Source organism: Flavobacterium sp. AK-301, from assembly GCF_058310215.1.
On sequence record NZ_JBZEES010000003.1, the window covers coordinates 81,971 to 98,634 of the forward strand.

The 16,664-nt window shown below is 33.6% G+C and carries 15 protein-coding genes and 2 pseudogenes; 7 read left to right on the plus strand and 10 right to left on the minus strand.

Going from position 1 to position 16,664, the window contains the following annotated elements; genetic code table 11:
* Positions 1 to 50: 50 nt before the first annotated feature.
* From AC4FQX_RS06230 to AC4FQX_RS06265, 8 genes are all read right to left on the minus strand, one after another.
* Positions 51 to 707 carry a CoA transferase subunit B gene (locus tag AC4FQX_RS06230; protein ID WP_491166817.1) on the minus strand — a complete coding sequence of 219 codons (657 nt, stop codon included), beginning with the start codon at positions 705 to 707 and terminating at the stop codon, positions 51 to 53.
* Between the two features lie 79 nt (positions 708 to 786).
* Positions 787 to 1,854 carry a hypothetical protein gene (locus AC4FQX_RS06235; RefSeq protein ID WP_491166818.1) on the minus strand — a complete coding sequence of 356 codons (1,068 nt, stop codon included), beginning with the start codon at positions 1,852 to 1,854 and terminating at the stop codon, positions 787 to 789.
* A gap of 136 nt (positions 1,855 to 1,990) precedes the next feature.
* Complete coding sequence (locus AC4FQX_RS06240; protein WP_491166819.1) at positions 1,991 to 2,692, minus strand: CoA transferase subunit A; 702 nt, start codon at positions 2,690 to 2,692, stop codon at positions 1,991 to 1,993.
* A 72-nt stretch (positions 2,693 to 2,764) separates the two neighbouring features.
* Complete coding sequence (locus AC4FQX_RS06245; RefSeq protein ID WP_491166820.1) at positions 2,765 to 5,050, minus strand: penicillin-binding protein 1A; 2,286 nt, start codon at positions 5,048 to 5,050, stop codon at positions 2,765 to 2,767.
* Positions 5,051 to 5,059: 9 nt separating this feature from the next.
* Positions 5,060 to 5,545 carry a gliding motility lipoprotein GldH gene (locus AC4FQX_RS06250; RefSeq protein ID WP_491166821.1) on the minus strand — a complete coding sequence of 162 codons (486 nt, stop codon included), beginning with the start codon at positions 5,543 to 5,545 and terminating at the stop codon, positions 5,060 to 5,062.
* Positions 5,529 to 6,686, minus strand: a complete 1,158-nt coding sequence (locus tag AC4FQX_RS06255; RefSeq protein WP_491166822.1) for a PSP1 domain-containing protein — start codon at positions 6,684 to 6,686, stop codon at positions 5,529 to 5,531. The genes AC4FQX_RS06250 and AC4FQX_RS06255 overlap by 17 nt, the downstream gene beginning before the upstream one ends.
* Positions 6,687 to 6,898: 212 nt before the next feature.
* Positions 6,899 to 8,266 carry an oxygen-dependent tRNA uridine(34) hydroxylase TrhO gene (trhO, locus tag AC4FQX_RS06260; protein WP_491166823.1) on the minus strand — a complete coding sequence of 456 codons (1,368 nt, stop codon included), beginning with the start codon at positions 8,264 to 8,266 and terminating at the stop codon, positions 6,899 to 6,901.
* Positions 8,267 to 8,443: 177 nt separating this feature from the next.
* On the minus strand, positions 8,444 to 8,680 hold the full coding sequence (locus tag AC4FQX_RS06265) for a hypothetical protein (protein WP_491166824.1): 237 nt from the start codon (positions 8,678 to 8,680) through the stop codon (positions 8,444 to 8,446).
* A gap of 84 nt (positions 8,681 to 8,764) precedes the next feature.
* On the opposite strand from AC4FQX_RS06265, the pseudogene AC4FQX_RS06270 reads away from it, so the two are divergent.
* A pseudogene (locus tag AC4FQX_RS06270) lies at positions 8,765 to 9,624 on the plus strand (IS982 family transposase).
* Between the two features lie 39 nt (positions 9,625 to 9,663).
* On the opposite strand, the gene AC4FQX_RS06275 reads toward AC4FQX_RS06270, so the two are convergent.
* Positions 9,664 to 10,032, minus strand: a complete 369-nt coding sequence (locus AC4FQX_RS06275; RefSeq protein ID WP_491166825.1) for a VOC family protein — start codon at positions 10,030 to 10,032, stop codon at positions 9,664 to 9,666.
* 83 nt (positions 10,033 to 10,115) lie between these two features.
* Positions 10,116 to 10,937: an AraC family transcriptional regulator gene (locus AC4FQX_RS06280; RefSeq protein ID WP_491166826.1), complete on the minus strand. Its 822-nt coding sequence runs from the start codon at positions 10,935 to 10,937 to the stop codon at positions 10,116 to 10,118.
* Positions 10,938 to 11,154: 217 nt separating this feature from the next.
* On the opposite strand from AC4FQX_RS06280, the pseudogene AC4FQX_RS06285 reads away from it, so the two are divergent.
* From AC4FQX_RS06285 to AC4FQX_RS06310, 6 genes and pseudogenes are all read left to right on the plus strand, one after another.
* Positions 11,155 to 12,014: pseudogene (locus tag AC4FQX_RS06285) on the plus strand (IS982 family transposase).
* A gap of 317 nt (positions 12,015 to 12,331) precedes the next feature.
* A complete protein-coding gene (locus tag AC4FQX_RS06290; protein ID WP_491166827.1) occupies positions 12,332 to 12,694 on the plus strand; it encodes a hypothetical protein in 363 nt (120 codons plus the stop codon).
* Between the two features lie 376 nt (positions 12,695 to 13,070).
* Entirely contained in the window at positions 13,071 to 14,075 is a 1,005-nt protein-coding gene (gene recA, locus AC4FQX_RS06295) for a recombinase RecA (RefSeq protein ID WP_491166828.1), read from the plus strand.
* A 95-nt stretch (positions 14,076 to 14,170) separates the two neighbouring features.
* A complete protein-coding gene (locus tag AC4FQX_RS06300) occupies positions 14,171 to 14,593 on the plus strand; it encodes a hypothetical protein (protein ID WP_491166829.1) in 423 nt (140 codons plus the stop codon).
* Between the two features lie 19 nt (positions 14,594 to 14,612).
* The gene (locus tag AC4FQX_RS06305) at positions 14,613 to 15,158 is read left to right on the plus strand and encodes an RNA polymerase sigma factor (RefSeq protein ID WP_491166830.1); all 546 of its coding nucleotides are present in this window, start codon (positions 14,613 to 14,615) and stop codon (positions 15,156 to 15,158) included.
* Positions 15,155 to 16,594: an outer membrane beta-barrel protein gene (locus tag AC4FQX_RS06310; protein WP_491166831.1), complete on the plus strand. Its 1,440-nt coding sequence runs from the start codon at positions 15,155 to 15,157 to the stop codon at positions 16,592 to 16,594. The genes AC4FQX_RS06305 and AC4FQX_RS06310 overlap by 4 nt, the downstream gene beginning before the upstream one ends.
* Positions 16,595 to 16,664: the final 70 nt, after the last annotated feature.

A 16,664-nucleotide genomic window follows, 5' to 3' on the forward strand; every position in this document is an offset into this window, starting at 1 on the left:
ACTATCAACTAATAACATCTTACTTTTTACAAATAACATTTTACAAATTATTAACTGATCCTCATTTCAGGAATATTTCCTTCAATAATCAGAGTCCCCTCAGTAGCTTTTTTAATTTCTTCCACAGTAATACCCGGTGCTCTTTCCAGAAGTTTAAATCCTTTTGGCGTAACTTCCAGTACAGCAAGTTCTGTAACAATCTTTTTTACGCAACCTACTCCTGTAAGTGGAAGAGAACATTTTTTCAGCAGTTTAGATTCACCTGCTTTATTTACATGCATCATGGCGACAATAATATTTTCTGCGGAAGCAACGAGATCCATTGCTCCTCCCATTCCTTTTACCATTTTCCCCGGTATTTTCCAGTTAGCAATATCCCCATTTTCAGAAACTTCCATTGCACCAAGAATAGTCAGATCAACATGTTTTCCACGTATCATTCCGAAACTGGTAGCTGAGTCAAAGAAAGAAGCACCCGGTAATGTTGTTATCGTTTGTTTTCCTGCATTTATAACATCAGGATCTTCTTCTCCTTCAAACGGAAAAGGACCCATTCCTAAAACGCCGTTTTCACTCTGAAATTCAACATTAATACCTTCAGGAATATAATTAGCTACTAGTGTAGGGATACCAATCCCGAGATTTACGAAATAGCCATTCTGTAACTCCTGTGCGATTCTTTGTGCAATTCCTTCTTTATCAAGCATAATTTTAGATATATCAGTTTCTGAATGTACTAATTTACTAATTTACTTTTTATAGTTGTTTATAATTTTGCAGAACAGTTTAATTTTCATCATTAATCCCTTCCCACATGTTTTCAAAACTGGCGTATTCAAATATACATATTCCTCTCATCGCAGGCATATTTTTTGCTTTTATATTTAAATAACGTATAGTATTAAGTAGATAATCCCATCCTTGTGAAGATAAAGTGGCGCCAGTGTTAGTACTGGTTTTTATAGTAATAAAAACACTTTTAGGGAATTTAAATCCGGCTGATTTAAGTACAGGAAATGCCTGATTCCAAATAGTGTTTTTTTCATCAGAATAGGCCATGACATTAATTTCACTACAGGATTTCAGAAATTTTTTTGTATCCCCATATTGAAGTAATCCTTCGTTTGTGTATTTCTGAAAATTATAATTAATAAATTCGTTTACAGGTAATCGAGGATTTTCTCGTTTAATTATGCTAAGAATGTCAAGGGTGCGTTTTAGTAATAAATCATTAGAACCTCCCGGTATATAATTATCACTATCCCAGTAAATGGTTAAATCTTTTGGAGTATCAGGATCATTTTCTTTTAACATATTAGGCTCGAGATCCGCACTTACACCATCGAACCGTTCGTAGATTGCAACAGAACTTTGATATTGACGAACCAAATCAGTAATTTCAGTAATTTTGGTGTCATCTACATACATTTTTGTATTATTATATATTCCGACATATGATTTTATATGATAACGATGTAGTTCTTTGTTGAAATTTTTTATCCATTGAATCTTAGCAGGATCAGTGACCGTAATGTCTAATGTTATTTTAGGTAATTCCAGATAAATCTGGGTAAATCCTAATAGTTTTAGTCTGTAAGCCAGGTTTGCTGGATTATCTTTATACTTTTCTATGGTGGATTCAGTTATATATACTCCGGCTTTTAAACCCTGAAGAACTCCTAAAGCATTTCTAAAATCCATTGCCTTTTTAAACATTAAAGAAGGGATTGCAGGATATTGAGATTTTTCTTCTTTAGAATTAGTATTATCCAAAAAAGAATCTCCACTGCTTGAACAGGAGCAGAATATAAAGATCAGTAAAAATTTTCCCAATAAAAATTTGTAATAAGCCATGATTTATTGTTTTATGTTTGATTAATTTTAATTTTTTTCTTAAAAAACAATTCTTATTCAAACTTATGGCTAATAATTATAATAACAAAACTATTTTAAAGTATCTGGTTTTTAAAGGTTTAAATTGTTTTTAGAATTACTTTCTTTTTCTAACTGTACGTTGTTCAATTCTTTTCTCATATTTTTCTCCCTGGAAAATACGCTGTACAAAAATTCCGGGGATATGAACCTGATTAGGGTCTAATGTGCCTGCGGGTACTAATTCTTCTACTTCTGCAATAGTGATTTTAGCGGCGCCACACATACAGGGATTAAAGTTTCGGGCAGTACCTTTAAAGATCAGATTTCCAGCTTCATCTCCTTTCCAGGCTTTGATAATAGCAAAATCAGCTTTAAAAGCCTCTTCCATTACATACATTTTGCCGTTAAATTCACGGGTTTCTTTTCCTTCTGCCACTTCCGTTCCATAACCGGCAGGAGTAAAAAAAGCAGGAAATCCTGATTGAGCGGCTCTGCATCTCTCTGCCAAAGTTCCCTGAGGAACCAGTTCAACATCTAATTCACCACTAAGCATCTGACGTTCGAATTCGGCATTTTCTCCCACATAAGAAGAGATCATTTTTTTGATTTGTTTTTTATGCAATAATAATCCTAATCCGAAATCATCTACACCAGCATTATTAGAAATACAGGTAAGCTCTTTTGTCCCTTTGCTGACCAGTTCGGCAATGCTGTTTTCGGGGATTCCGCACAGACCAAAGCCGCCAAGCATAAGGGTCATTCCATCGTTTACATCATGTAAAGCATCTTTAACAGTAGCAACCTTTTTATTAATCATACAGTAGGTGTTTATCTATTTGGATTTTAAAGGTATAAAAAAAACGCCTTCTTGCAAAGGCGTTTTTTTTTATTAAAAATCAAATTCGTCTGTTTCTACATCTGTACTGTCAAGTACCTTTTTCCAGCAGTCCACATTTATGGAAAGGTTAACGGGTCTTTCAAATTCGCTTTTTGAGACAGACAATTCCGGATCAGCATAACACTTTTTCATAAAAATACCCCAGATCGGCAATGCCATAGTAGCACCCTGTCCATAAGTAATACTCCTAAAGTGCGCTGCTCTGTCTTCGTTTCCGACCCATACTCCGGTTGCCAGATTCGGAACCATTCCCATGAACCAGCCATCAGACTGATTTTGCGTTGTTCCGGTTTTACCTGCAATCGGATTAGTAAATTTATAAGGATGACCTGTTACTCTTTTATAAGCCGGACCACCGGACCGTGTACTTCTTAAACGGGCACCTGAACCGATTTCAGTAACCCCTTCCAGTAGTTTGACAATAGCAAAGGCAACGTCTTTATTAAGAACATCTCTGCTTTCCAGTACTGATTTATAAAGAACAATACTGTTTTTATCTTCAATTCTATTAATAATTTGTGGTTTGATATATACTCCCTGATTTGCAAATGTGCTGTAAGCGGCAACCATGTCGCTTACAGTAATTTCTACTGCACCCAGTGCGATTGCCGGCTGAGCAGGAATATCGGAACTTACACCTAATTTATGAGTCAGATCGACAACTGCCTGAGGACCTACTTTATCAATTAATTTTGCTGTAATTGTATTTATAGAATAAGCTAAAGCAGATTTTAGAGTAACCATTCCTTTATACTTATTATTAGAGTTTCTCGGCGTCCAGTCTTTATTTACACCATGTCTTCCTCTTGGGATAGTATAAGAAGCATCCATAATGCTATCACAAGGGGAATAATGCAACTGATCTATTGCGGCGGCATATACAAAAGGTTTAAAAGTAGAACCTACCTGTCTTGCTCCCTGTGCTACGTGATCATATTTGAAATATTTATGATTAATACCACCTACCCAAGCTTTTACTTCTCCGGTTTGTGGCTCCATAGACATTAATCCGGTTTGTAAGAATTCTTTATAATATCGGATAGAATCTATTGGGGTCATAATTGTGTCTTTTTCGCCATTCCAGCTAAACACTCTCATTTCTGTTTTTACACGAAATGATTTTCTGATTTCATCATCGCTTTTGTCCTGATCTTTCATTATTCTCCAACGGTCAGATGATTTCATTGCCCGTTCAATAATAGCATTAGTTTCTTCGATCGACAGGTTAATAAAGGGGGCATTCTTATTAGATTTGCTTTGAGCAAAGAATTCTTCCTGTAGGTTTTTCAGGTGTTCTGTAACTGCTTCTTCAGCATATTTTTGCATATGGGAATCAATGGTGGTATAGATTTTTAAACCATCTCTGTAAATGTTATAATCGGAACCATCCGGTTTTTTATTATCCTTAACCCATTGTTTCATGTATTCACGAAGGTATTCTCTGAAGTAAGTAGCTAATCCGTCATTATTGCTTTCCGGAGAAAATTTCAGTTTTATAGGTAATGCCTGAAATTTTTCTTTTTCAGCAGTAGTCAGAAAACCATTTTTTTCCATTTGTTTTAGAACAACATTTCTTCTTTTCTTGACTGTTTCTTCTCTTCGAATCGGATTAAATAAAGAAGGATTTTTCAGCATACCAACAAGCATGGCGCCTTCTTCTACTGTTAGATTTTTTGGTTCTTTTCCAAAATAAACTTTTGCGGCAGAACGTATTCCGACGGCAGTGTTAATAAAGTCTGCTTTATTCAGATACATAGTCAGAATTTCTTCTTTTGTGTATTGTCTCTCTAAACGAATTGCAATAATCCATTCTTTGATTTTCTGAACCATTCTAGCAACAATGTTTTTAGATCCTTCTCCGTGGAATAATAATTTAGCCAGCTGTTGAGTAATAGTACTAGCTCCTCCACTGGTTCCTAAACTGGTCACTGCTCGGAGTGTACCGCGGGCATCAATTCCTGAATGATCCAGAAAACGTTCGTCTTCTGTAGCAACAAGTGCTTTTACAAGAGATTCCGGCAGATCAGAGAATTTTATCGGAGTTCTGTTTTCACTGTAAAACTTTCCAAGAGTAACACCATCAGAAGAAATAATCTCTGTAGCCAGATTAGAAGCAGGATTTTCTAATTCTTCAAAGGATGGCATTGCGCCGAATAATCCCCAGGAGGCAAGTAAAAAAAACAATATTATTGATAGGATTCCACCAATAAAAATCTTCCAAAACATTTTTACATATTCTGAAAAATCCTGTTTTTGAATATTCTTTTTTTGTGCCATAATATAATTTTATTCTATTGATTCTATTCTAAATCCGACTTCAGATATTCCTTCTAGTTCCTGAACTCCCGGAATTTTTCCTGTTTGTCTTACAGCCTGCTGAATAGATAATTTATAATTGCCTTTTTTTAAAAATCTCATATTCTCTTTATACCAGAGTTTACTTTCTTTATAGTCAGAAAAACCAGTTCCTAAAAGTGTGCCATCAGGATTTGCCATCTGATATTCTAAAGTATCTACTTTAGTTAATCCGTCCGGTTCTTCTAATGAAACAATAAGAAAAAGATTACTGAACGGGTAATCATCATTATTTCTCAGATTAACAAAAAGATTATAGGTTGAGGTAGTATCTGCTCTATTAAATTTAAAAGTAACAATACTGTCTTTATTCCAAGTCTTTCCAAGGGAATGATATTGATCAAATACTCCTTTTTTATCACATGATAATAAAAACAATGGGACGAGTACTAGTAAAAAACTACTTTTTAGGTTCATTTTTATCATTCGTTGGTTTACGTCTTTTATTCGGTTTTTTCTTTTTCTTTGGAGTATCAAATCGGGTAAGACTGTCTTGATCCATAGTGTTTTTGAAATCGTTTTCTATTTCTTCGATAACTTCTACAGCAAAATCTTCTAAGGAAGCAACTCTTTTCTTTTGCTTGTTTACGTTAATAATTTCTCTTACTTGTTCTACTTTAAGAACGTGCCAGTTAGCCATATTATTTTTATACGCAAACCACATTAAGCCTTTAAAAATATCCAGTTTCTGACAAAGAGCATCTCCTTTTTCTGTAAAAAGTTGTGTTTCCATGTCAGGAAAATCTTTTAATGCATCCATATAAGTGTCTAACTCATAGTTGAGACAACATTTTAATTTACCACATTGTCCTGCTAGTTTCTGTGGGTTCAGAGATAACTGCTGATAACGTGCAGCAGAAGTATTTACGCTTCTGAAATCCGTTAGCCAGGTTGAACAGCACAATTCTCTTCCGCAGGAACCAATTCCTCCCAGACGTGCAGCTTCTTGACGGAAACCAACTTGTTTCATTTCAATTCTGGTACTGAATTCTTTTGCGAAATCTTTGATTAACTGTCTAAAGTCAACACGATCATTTGCAGTATAATAGAAAGTTGCTTTTGATCCGTCACCCTGGAATTCAATATCGGAAATCTTCATTTCTAATTTTAAAGCAATAGCCATTTCACGTGCTTTTACTTTCATTGGTTCTTCTTTATCCCGTGAAGCAGACCAAATATCAATATCTTTCTGAGATGCTTTTCTGTATATTTTAGGAATTTCATTACTGGTGTGATCTGTTCCTTTTTTCTTCATCTGAATTTTTACCAGCTCACCTGTAAGTGTTACAATTCCGATATCATGTCCTGGAGAAGCTTCTGTAGCTACAATATCTCCAATACTTAAGGTTAATTTTTCAGTATTACGATAAAATTCTTTTCTTCCATTTTTGAAGCGTACTTCCACACAATCAAACAGAATTTCTCCGTTAGAAGGGTTCATGTTTGCAAGCCAGTCAAAAACAGTTAATTTGTTGCAGCTGTCAGTGCCACAGGTCCCATTATTTTTACAGCCTTTCGGCGATCCTCCATCTTTTGTTGAACAATTAGTACATGCCATACTTAGATATATATTGAATTGTGATAAACACAACTTTGATTCATAAAATGTTTTGCCAACAAAGATACTATTTGTTAGGTTATTATTGAAAGATTTTTTATCGGACCACAATTACGGAAGAGAATAGATAAGATCAGAGTGAGGCAGGGTCTTTGAGATAAGAATAAACGACCAAATTTAATTAAATTTGGTCGTTTATTAAAAACCGGAATTTATAATTCCGTTATTTTATATAATTTATCAGAAAGTCGGATTCTGAAAGGGATTTTAAAGGTACAATCATCTCCTTTTATAGCCATTTCTGTACTATGCTCATTAACGAACATTTCATTGATAATCATTTTCTGTTGTCCGGTACTGGGACCTGCGATCATAATAGTATCTCCTTTTCTGATTTCATGTGCTTCAATAGAAAACTGACCAACACCGGCTTTTGGAAAAAAGTGAGTCCCCTTTCCGATATAAATCTTTTTAGATATTGCCTCCTTTGGTTTTTTCTTTGTTTTAACGACTTTTTCAGTCGTTTTTAGATCGGAATGAGAATCTGTATTTGTTTTGAATTTTAATGCATCCGATTTTCCCTTTTTGAAAATCTTGTTTCCGTTCTTTACCCCTTTTCTTAAAGCGATTTGTTCCTCCAGAGGTAAATGAATAATGTCTACACATTCTGAAGAGCAACAATTTTCCATAGCTTCTTTACAGGAGTCACATTGTATAAATAATAAGTGACATCCTTCATTAGCACAATTCGTATGATTATCACAAGGCGTCCCGCATTGATGACATTTTGAGACAATATCTTCAGTTATCCTTTCTCCCAAACGATGGTCGAAAACGAAATTTTTACCAATGAATTTACTTTCCAGTCCTTGTTCTTTTACTTGTCGAGTATATTCAATAATACCGCCTTCCAGTTGGTATACATTCTGAAATCCTTTATGCTTAAAATAAGCACTTGCTTTCTCACAGCGAATACCTCCGGTACAGTACATTAATAGATTTTTATCCTCTTTATGTTCCTTTAGCTGATTTTCGATAATGGGTAGTGATTCGCGAAAAGTATCTACATCAGGAGTAACCGCATTTCTGAAATGCCCTATTTCACTTTCATAATGATTGCGCATATCGACTACAACTGTGTTTGGGTCTTCTAATAAATTATTAAAAGATTGAGCGTCAAGATGAATGCCTTTATTGGTTACGTCAAAAGTTTTGTCTTCAAGACCGTCTGCAACAATTTTGTCACGGACTTTAATGGTGAGTTTTAAAAAAGATTTATCATCCTGTTCAACCGCAATATTCAGACGGATATCTTTTAAGAAAGAAATACTGTCCAGATGGGCTTTAAATTCATGAAAACGATCTGCGGGTAATGATAATTGTGCGTTGATCCCTTCGTGAGCGACATAGATTCGTCCTAAAACTTCCAGTGGATTCCAGGCAAGAAAAAGAGCATTTCTAAATTCCTGAGGGTTTGATAAATGCGCATAGGCGTAGAAAGACAAAGTCAGCCTTTGTTTTCCGGCTTCGTCAATCATGACGGCTCTTTCCTCTGCGCTTAAAGTATTGTACAGTTGCATGCTATAACAATTTTTAAGTTAAGAAAATTTGGTTTACTGTTCTTTAACAGTAGTTTACGAAATGCAAAAGTAAGGAATTATTTTTTAGTTGTCGGTTATTGGTTGCTGGTTGCTGGTTGTTGTTGTTGGTTCTTTGTGTGTTGAAGTTGCCGAATTAAGGTTGACAGATTTATAAAGTCAATGAACTCTTTTTTGTTTATTCCCTTTTAACTCTTCAAGAAGCAATGCTATTTGATATTTTAATAAGACTACTGTTATATCTTTTCTTTCTACAATAAGTTCAAGAACAGCAATTTCTACTTTTCTGTTTTCTCTTTTTCCACATATAATATTCTGTATACTTTGTCTGGAATAGGGATTGCTTTTGGTATTAAATAGCTTTCTTGTTTTAAGATATTCTAACCCGTGGTGCATTAATAAATAATGAATAAGTAAAAAAGAAGTTGCTCATTATCAACTGAATTATTATATTTAATTGTCTACCAAACAATTAAATATATGAACAACTTCACTCGAAGTTACGAAAAAATATTGGAATCAGTAGAAACAAGAATGAATTTTCTGAATCAAAAACGTAAACCAAGCTTATCCGATATTGAGCTAATCGCCATTGACTTGACATTTGAGTTCATGGGTATTGATTCGGAGTGAGATTTGTTTAAAAAGCTTCCGTTTACTTTAATCTCAAAGATAGAGCGTAGTGTTTATAATCGCAGAAAAAGAGGTTTGTTTTATTATCGAGGATAACTTCGTAAACAAATAGCATCACAGATTATCTCTTCTAATTATTATATTGTGGACAGCATGCCTTTAGAGGTTTGTAAATTAAGTAGAAGCTCTCGCAGTACTATTTGTAAACAAGACTATGAAACAGCCTCCTGATAAAGGCTATTGTGCCTCGCAAAGAAATAACTATTACGGTTACAAATTACATGCTGTATGCACTGTTGATGGAGTTTTTACTGATTTTGATTTAAGTCACCATCCACGACATTCATTATTTGAAAGATATAAAGCACCTGTATAAAGATTGTATGATATTAGGTGACAAAGGGTATTTAAGTCTTGATTATCAAAGAGATTTGTTTTCATCCAATCAAGTTAGGCTTGAGGTTCCGATGCGTAGAAATCAACATGGATATAAACCTCAAGCCTATATTCTCAGAAAATCAAGAAAGCGAATTGAAACCTTATTTTCTCAACTGTGTGACCAATTTATGATTCGTAGAAATTACGCTAAATTCTTTGATGAATTCAAAAATAGAATATTATCTAAGATTATGGCTCTGACAGTTATACAACTGATAAATAAATTAAATGATCGAAATATAAACAACTTAAAAATCCGAATCGCTTAAATGCACCACGGGTTAATTTATATTTTCTATTTCATCTGCTTATTGTGCTGAATGAAGTCCTAACTTATTTCCTTCTGTATCCATAAACAGTGCAAAAAATCCCATTTCAGGACTGATTTGGGTTTTCTGTACAATGATTTGCCCTCCATTTTTGCTTACCTTTTCGAGCATTGGTTGTAGGTCATTTCCTGCATTCAAATAAAGAACCGCTCCATCACTTGTCGGTTTGTAATCGTTGCCTTTAACTAAAACTACATTTACGGTTTCTCCGTCACTGGGCAAAACACCCATTTGTGTTCCGTCCATATCAACTTCTTCGATTGTAATGCCTAAGATCGTTTGATAAAAATGAACTGCTCTTGAGAAGTCTGTTGTTGGAATTTCTACTATTGAAATTAAATTACTCATAATTTTTTTATCTTTTATTATTTGATTAGAAATTGCAAAAATAAAACACCGTTAATCTTCAAAATTGTAAAAATGCGACAGCCTTAATCTTTTTGGTAGAAAAGGGATGACAGCACATTTTGTCTGTCTTCTAAAAACTCTTTAGGATTGGTTCCCGTAAATTCTTTAAAGTCTTTGGTAAAGTGGGCCTGGTCGTAATATTCGTTTTCGTAAGCGATTTGAGTAAGTGTTTCTGTTTTATGGTTGAGTAACATTTTCAGGGCAGTTTGCAACCGGATTACTTTTCCTAATTGTTTGGGGCTGATTCCGATTTGCTTCATAAAATTTCTTTCCAATTGTCTGCGTTTGGATAAATTTTCTTTGAGGATTGTACTGATCGATGAATTTCCATTTGTTAAGAAAAGTGTATCAATAGTTGATTTTACAATATTGTCGATTGTGGTTTTTTCGTTGATTTTGTTCAATAAAAAAGTTTCGATAATCTTAATTCTTTGTTGCGTGCCGGTTGCATGAATGATGTTTTGTTCCAACTCGTTTGCTTTTGTTTCTTCAAAAAGCTCAGTGATCGGGGTTTCCTTATTTGCAAGATTTTTGATAGACGTTTTTACAAAATTTGCAAAACCATAAGGATAGAAACGAACAGCAAAAGTATTTACATAGCCTGTTGGTTGAATGTAAAAAGGGTCGATGGTCTGACCAAGAACCATTGCACGAGGTTGAAGGATAAATTCACATTCGGAAGTAAAACGTCTAATATCGTCTCCGAGAATAAAAGCCATTTCCAAACAGCCGTCGGGTACAATTCGTTGTTTGTCTGCGTTGTTTTCGGCAGGAACTTCCAACGTCCAGTAACATTTAACTAATGATTTAAGGACATTGCTTGGTTCAAATGTTTCGTACTGCATTTTTGCTAAGGGTTTTGGTTGAAATTATTCACAACGGGAAACGGCTATTTCTTCTTTGTTTCTGATCATAGCAAATGCCAGATGAATTTTTAGTTTTAATCAAAATTACAATATGAATTAACCCGTGGTGCATTAATAAATAATGAATAAGTAAAAAAGAAGCTACTCATTATCAACTGAATTATTATATTTAATTGTCTACCAAACGATTAAATATATGAACAACTTCACTCGAAATTACGAAAAAATATTGGAATCAGTAGAAACAAGAATGAATTTTCTGAATCAAAAACGTAAACCAAGCTTATCCGATATTGAGCTAATCGCCATTGACTTGACATTTGAGTTCATGGGTATTGATTCGGAGTGAGATTTGTTTAAAAAGCTTCCGTTTACTTTAATCTCAAAGATAGAGCGTAGTGTTTATAATCGCAGAAAAAGAGGTTTGTTTTATTATCGAGGATAACTTCGTAAACAAATAGCATCACAGATTATCTCTTCTAATTATTATATTGTGGACAGCATGCCTTTAGAGGTTTGTAAATTAAGTAGAAGCTCTCGCAGTACTATTTGTAAACAAGACTATGAAACAGCCTCCTGATAAAGGCTATTGTGCCTCGCAAAGAAATAACTATTACGGTTACAAATTACATGCTGTATGCACTGTTGATGGAGTTTTTACTGATTTTGATTTAAGTCACCATCCACGACATTCATTATTTGAAAGATATAAAGCACCTGTATAAAGATTGTATGATATTAGGTGACAAAGGGTATTTAAGTCTTGATTATCAAAGAGATTTGTTTTCATCCAATCAAATTACGCTTGAAGTTGCGATGCGTAGAAATCAACATGGATATAAGCCTCAAGCCTATATTCTCAGAAAATCAAGAAAGCGAATTGAAACCTTATTTTCTCAACTGTGTGACCAATTTGTGATTCGTAGAAATTACGCTAAATCCTTTGATGGATTCAAAAATAGAATATTATCTAAGATTATGGCTCTGATAGTTATACAATTGATAAATAAATTAAATGATCGAAATATAAACAACTTAAAAATCCGAATCGCTTAAATGCACCACGGGTTATTCTAGTATTGTAATAGTATAATGTTTGCCCAGTTCATCTGTTATTAAGCTTTTTTCTTCTGGTGTAATCATAACTATTTTAGTTTTATAGTGTTATTTTGAAATGGAATAGTAATTTTACTTTCTGTATAATGATTGTCACTTTTTGTATAATGAATACGCAAAAATATTCAAAAATGAGTAGAAATTAGTATCTTGCTAGCTATATTTTTTATGTGTAGCTATTATTTTAGTATTACTACATAATAAATACAAAAACTTGTTTCAATAAAACAAATACATTTTTTAATAGATTAATGCAAATGTCTGATTATAATGGATTTAAAAGTATAAATGATTTTGCTTTAAATGGTTTGAAATATGATTCATCCTCTAAACTTAACCGTTTAAAGGATGAAAATAAGAAGCCTTCTATTGATATATTAGAAGATATTACAAATAAGTTTCAAGATATTGATTTACTTTGGTTGCTTACTGGAAAAGGTAAAATGTTAAAAGACTCAGAGACTGTAACAACAGAAATACTTCGTCTGGAAGAATTAATTTATGATTTAAAAGAAAGATTAAAAGATAAAGAAGACGTTATTGAAGCTCAGAAAATAACGATAGAGAGTTTAAAATCGGAATTAGCGTTACTTCTTGAGGAAGTTTTAAAACAGAAATAATTATTTTCCTCCTAAAAATTCTCAATATTATAGAACCCAATTTTGGTCTGGCGACCGTAATTACCCTTACGAAGTTGGAAACTTCGCAGAGCGGGATATTTTTTGTTTATTTCAATTATTGTAAATTGGTTATATTAATTTTCTTTTTCTAAAAAACATCGTCTATTTAACATCTCATGATACCCTACAAGGTCAAAAAGACCTTGCAGGATAAATTATATATCATAAATCTCTTTCTTCTTGACTCTTTGCTCTTTGTTCTTTTTCTAAAAATCGAATAATCAAATAATCCAACTATCGTATATTCAATACATGTTGTTTCTTCAGAAAAAAGAGTTATTTTTACGGAAAATAAAGCCAACAAATAGTAGAAAAGATGAGTGCAGATAAAGAAGCAAAACTCAAGGCGTTACAATTAACGCTTGATAAATTAGATAAAGCATACGGTAAGGGAACAGTAATGAAGTTAGGAGATCGTGCTATTGTTGAGGTAGAATCGATTTCTTCAGGTTCTTTGGGACTGGATCTGGCTCTTGGAGTGAACGGATATCCGAGAGGGAGGATAATTGAGATATATGGTCCTGAATCTTCCGGTAAAACGACTCTGACATTACATGCTATTGCTGAGGCACAAAAAGCGGGAGGAATTGCAGCTTTTATTGATGCGGAACATGCTTTTGACCGTTCTTATGCAGAAAAATTGCATGTAGACATTAATAATCTTATTATTTCTCAGCCGGACAACGGAGAGCAGGCTCTTGAAATTACAGAAAACCTGATCCGTTCCGGAGCGGTTGATATTGTTGTAATTGACTCTGTTGCTGCTTTGACACCAAAAAGTGAGATTGAAGGAGAAATGGGAGACTCTAAAATGGGTCTTCATGCAAGATTAATGTCTCAAGCATTGCGTAAATTAACTGGTACAATCAGTAAAACAAATTGTACGGTTTTCTTTATTAACCAGTTAAGAGAGAAAATCGGAGTTATGTTTGGTAATCCTGAAACGACAACGGGTGGTAATGCATTGAAATTCTATGCTTCTGTTCGTTTAGATATCCGAAGATCTTCTCAGATTAAAGAAGGTGAAAATGTGATCGGAAACAGAACAAAAGTAAAAGTGATTAAAAATAAAGTGGCACCACCTTTTAAAACAGCCGAATTTGATATCATGTATGGTGAAGGAATTTCAAAAGTGGGTGAGGTATTAGATTTAGCGGTAGAGTTTGAAATTGTTAAAAAAAGTGGTTCTTGGTTTAGTTATGGAGAAACTAAATTAGGTCAGGGACGAGATGCTGTAAAATCACTGATAAAAGATAATCCTGAATTAATGGATGAATTAGAAGTTAAAATTAAGGAAGCTATTAAGGAAGCTAATTTATAAGATTTGAAAAACCCGACTTGTTCGGGTTTTTTTGTGGTCACACGCAACCATTTGTTCATTTTATAATCTACTGTGTAAAGACTAAAAATATTTATATGAAGAAAATCGTTTTATTTTTGACATTTTTATTTATGTTGAATGCGTGTAGTTTAGATGATGACAGTACAAGCTACTATTTCGAAAATCTGCCTGTTGAGAGTGTGGAGGTACCGGAAAGTTTTATTATGGGTAAAACCTATGAGATGAAAGTCTTTTATAAGCGTCCTACTTCTTGTCATGTGTTTCAGGGTTTTTATTATAACAGTGAATTGAATATTAGAACTGTTGCGGTACAAACAGCTGTATATGATCGAAATGATTGCAGACCATTAAATGGAGAGTCAATAATGACATCCTTTAATTTTACGGTATTAAGTAATGGATCGTATATTTTTAAATTTTTTCAGGGAAGGGATGAGGAAGGGAAAAACAAGTTTCTTGAAATTGAAATACCGGTTGTAGAAGGGAATCCTGCATAATTAAATATTTTATAAAGCCTTGAGTCTAAACCAGCTTATAAATGATTGTAAAAAAAATGATGCTAAAGCACAGGCACAGCTATACAGGCTATTCTCAGGAAAGTTGTTTAGTGTGTGTTTGAAGTATTCCCGTAATTATGCCGAAGCTGAAGATAATCTGCAGGATGGCTTTATACTGATATTTAAAAAAATAGAACAATATAGTTTTAAGGGCTCTTTTGAAGGCTGGGCAAAAAGAGTGATGATTAATAATGTATTACAGCAATACAGAACTGTTGGTGTTTTTGAACTGGTAAGCGAAGACATCATAGATGAAACAATCATTGAAATAGATGAAGAGGATATTTCTCTTGATTATTTATTAAAGATTATTCAGGAATTACCGGATCGTTACAGACTGGTATTCAATCTGTATATTATGGATGGTTATACCCATAAAGAAATAGCAGAAATGCTTGATATTACCACCGGAACGTCAAAATCAAATTTGGCAAGAGCCAGATATATATTAAAAGAGAAAATTGAGGTCGAAACAGCAAAAGACCTATTTCCTACAGCAAAATGAATGAAAAAAAACATATAGACAGATTATTTCAGGAGAAATTCAAAGATTTTGAATCGGAACCGACAGAAATGGTTTGGAATCGCATTCATGCAGAATTACACCCTGAAAGAAAGAAGAAGAGGATGATTCCGCTCTGGGCTAAACTTGGAGGGATTGCTGCAACATTGTTACTTGGTTTTATTATTACTGAATTTTCAAACAAAGGAGAAGGTTCGGTTGTAGAGAAGGATAAAGGAAAAGAGGATATTGAGAATACAGAGATATCGATTCCTGTGAATACACAATTTGATACAGATAAGGAGATTATTACTAAAAAGGAAAAAGAAGATGTCGGATCAGAGAAGCAAGATCAGTTAAAATCGGTTTCTCTACAGAGGGTAATAACGGAGACATTATCTTCTGTTCAGAAAAAAAATGAGGGAGAGAAAACATCTTTAAGAAGTTATGCGATAGGCAAAATTATTTTTGGAGAAAAAAATAAAACAAATCAGCAGGGTAATACGTCTTTGTGGTCAGATGAAAGAATTTCGTCAGAATTTCGGAAAACTCAAAATAGAATAGGTAATACTACTGTTACCGATAAGAATATCGAAGAAAAAGAAAGTACTATTGTTGTTGCAAAAGAACCAAATGTTCTTGAGGAACTACTGAAAAAGATCGAAGACAAGGAGGATGAAAAAGAACTGATTGCAGAAATTAAAAAAGAGAAATGGCAGATTACAACAAATGTTGCTCCGGTTTATTTTAATTCAACATCCGGTGGATCGTCCATAGATCCACAATTTGCAGATAATGCAAAAAGCACAGAAACAAATGTGAGTTATGGTGTGGGAGTAAATTATACTTTGAATAACAGATGGAGTATGCGAACCGGAGTGAATAAAGTAATTTTGGGGTATAATACTAAAGATGTTGTCTTTTATCCGGAACTCAGCAGTTATGGTAGATATTCCTCCGGAATGCAAAATGTTACTCCATCTAATGCTGCTGCTGTATCAAATATTGTTTTACAGAGTGGAGCAAATAAGGCTCCGAGTAATTTTATTGATGTTAATAATACGATACAGGGAACATATGAAGGTTCAGTGAATCAGAAAATGGGATATATTGAAGTTCCTTTAGAGGTGTCCTATAAAATTGTAGATAAAAAGTTCGGTATACAACTGATTGGAGGAGTAAGTACTTTTTTTCTGAATGAGAATAAAATATCTCTTATTTCCTCAGGAGTGAGATCTCATCTGGGGGAGGCAAATAACCTGAACGATCTGCATTTCAGTTCGAATATAGGTTTAGGTTTCAAGTATTCTTTTTTAAAGGCTTTTGAAGCTAATTTTGAACCGATGTTTAAATATCAGTTTAATACTTTTAGTAATAATGTGGGTGATTTTAAACCATATTTCATAGGCTTATACACAGGTGTAAGTTTCACGTTTTAATTTTTTTTGTTAGTTAATTTTAGATTTTTGTTAATTGATGTTATTATGATTGTAATAACTGGATAAGTAT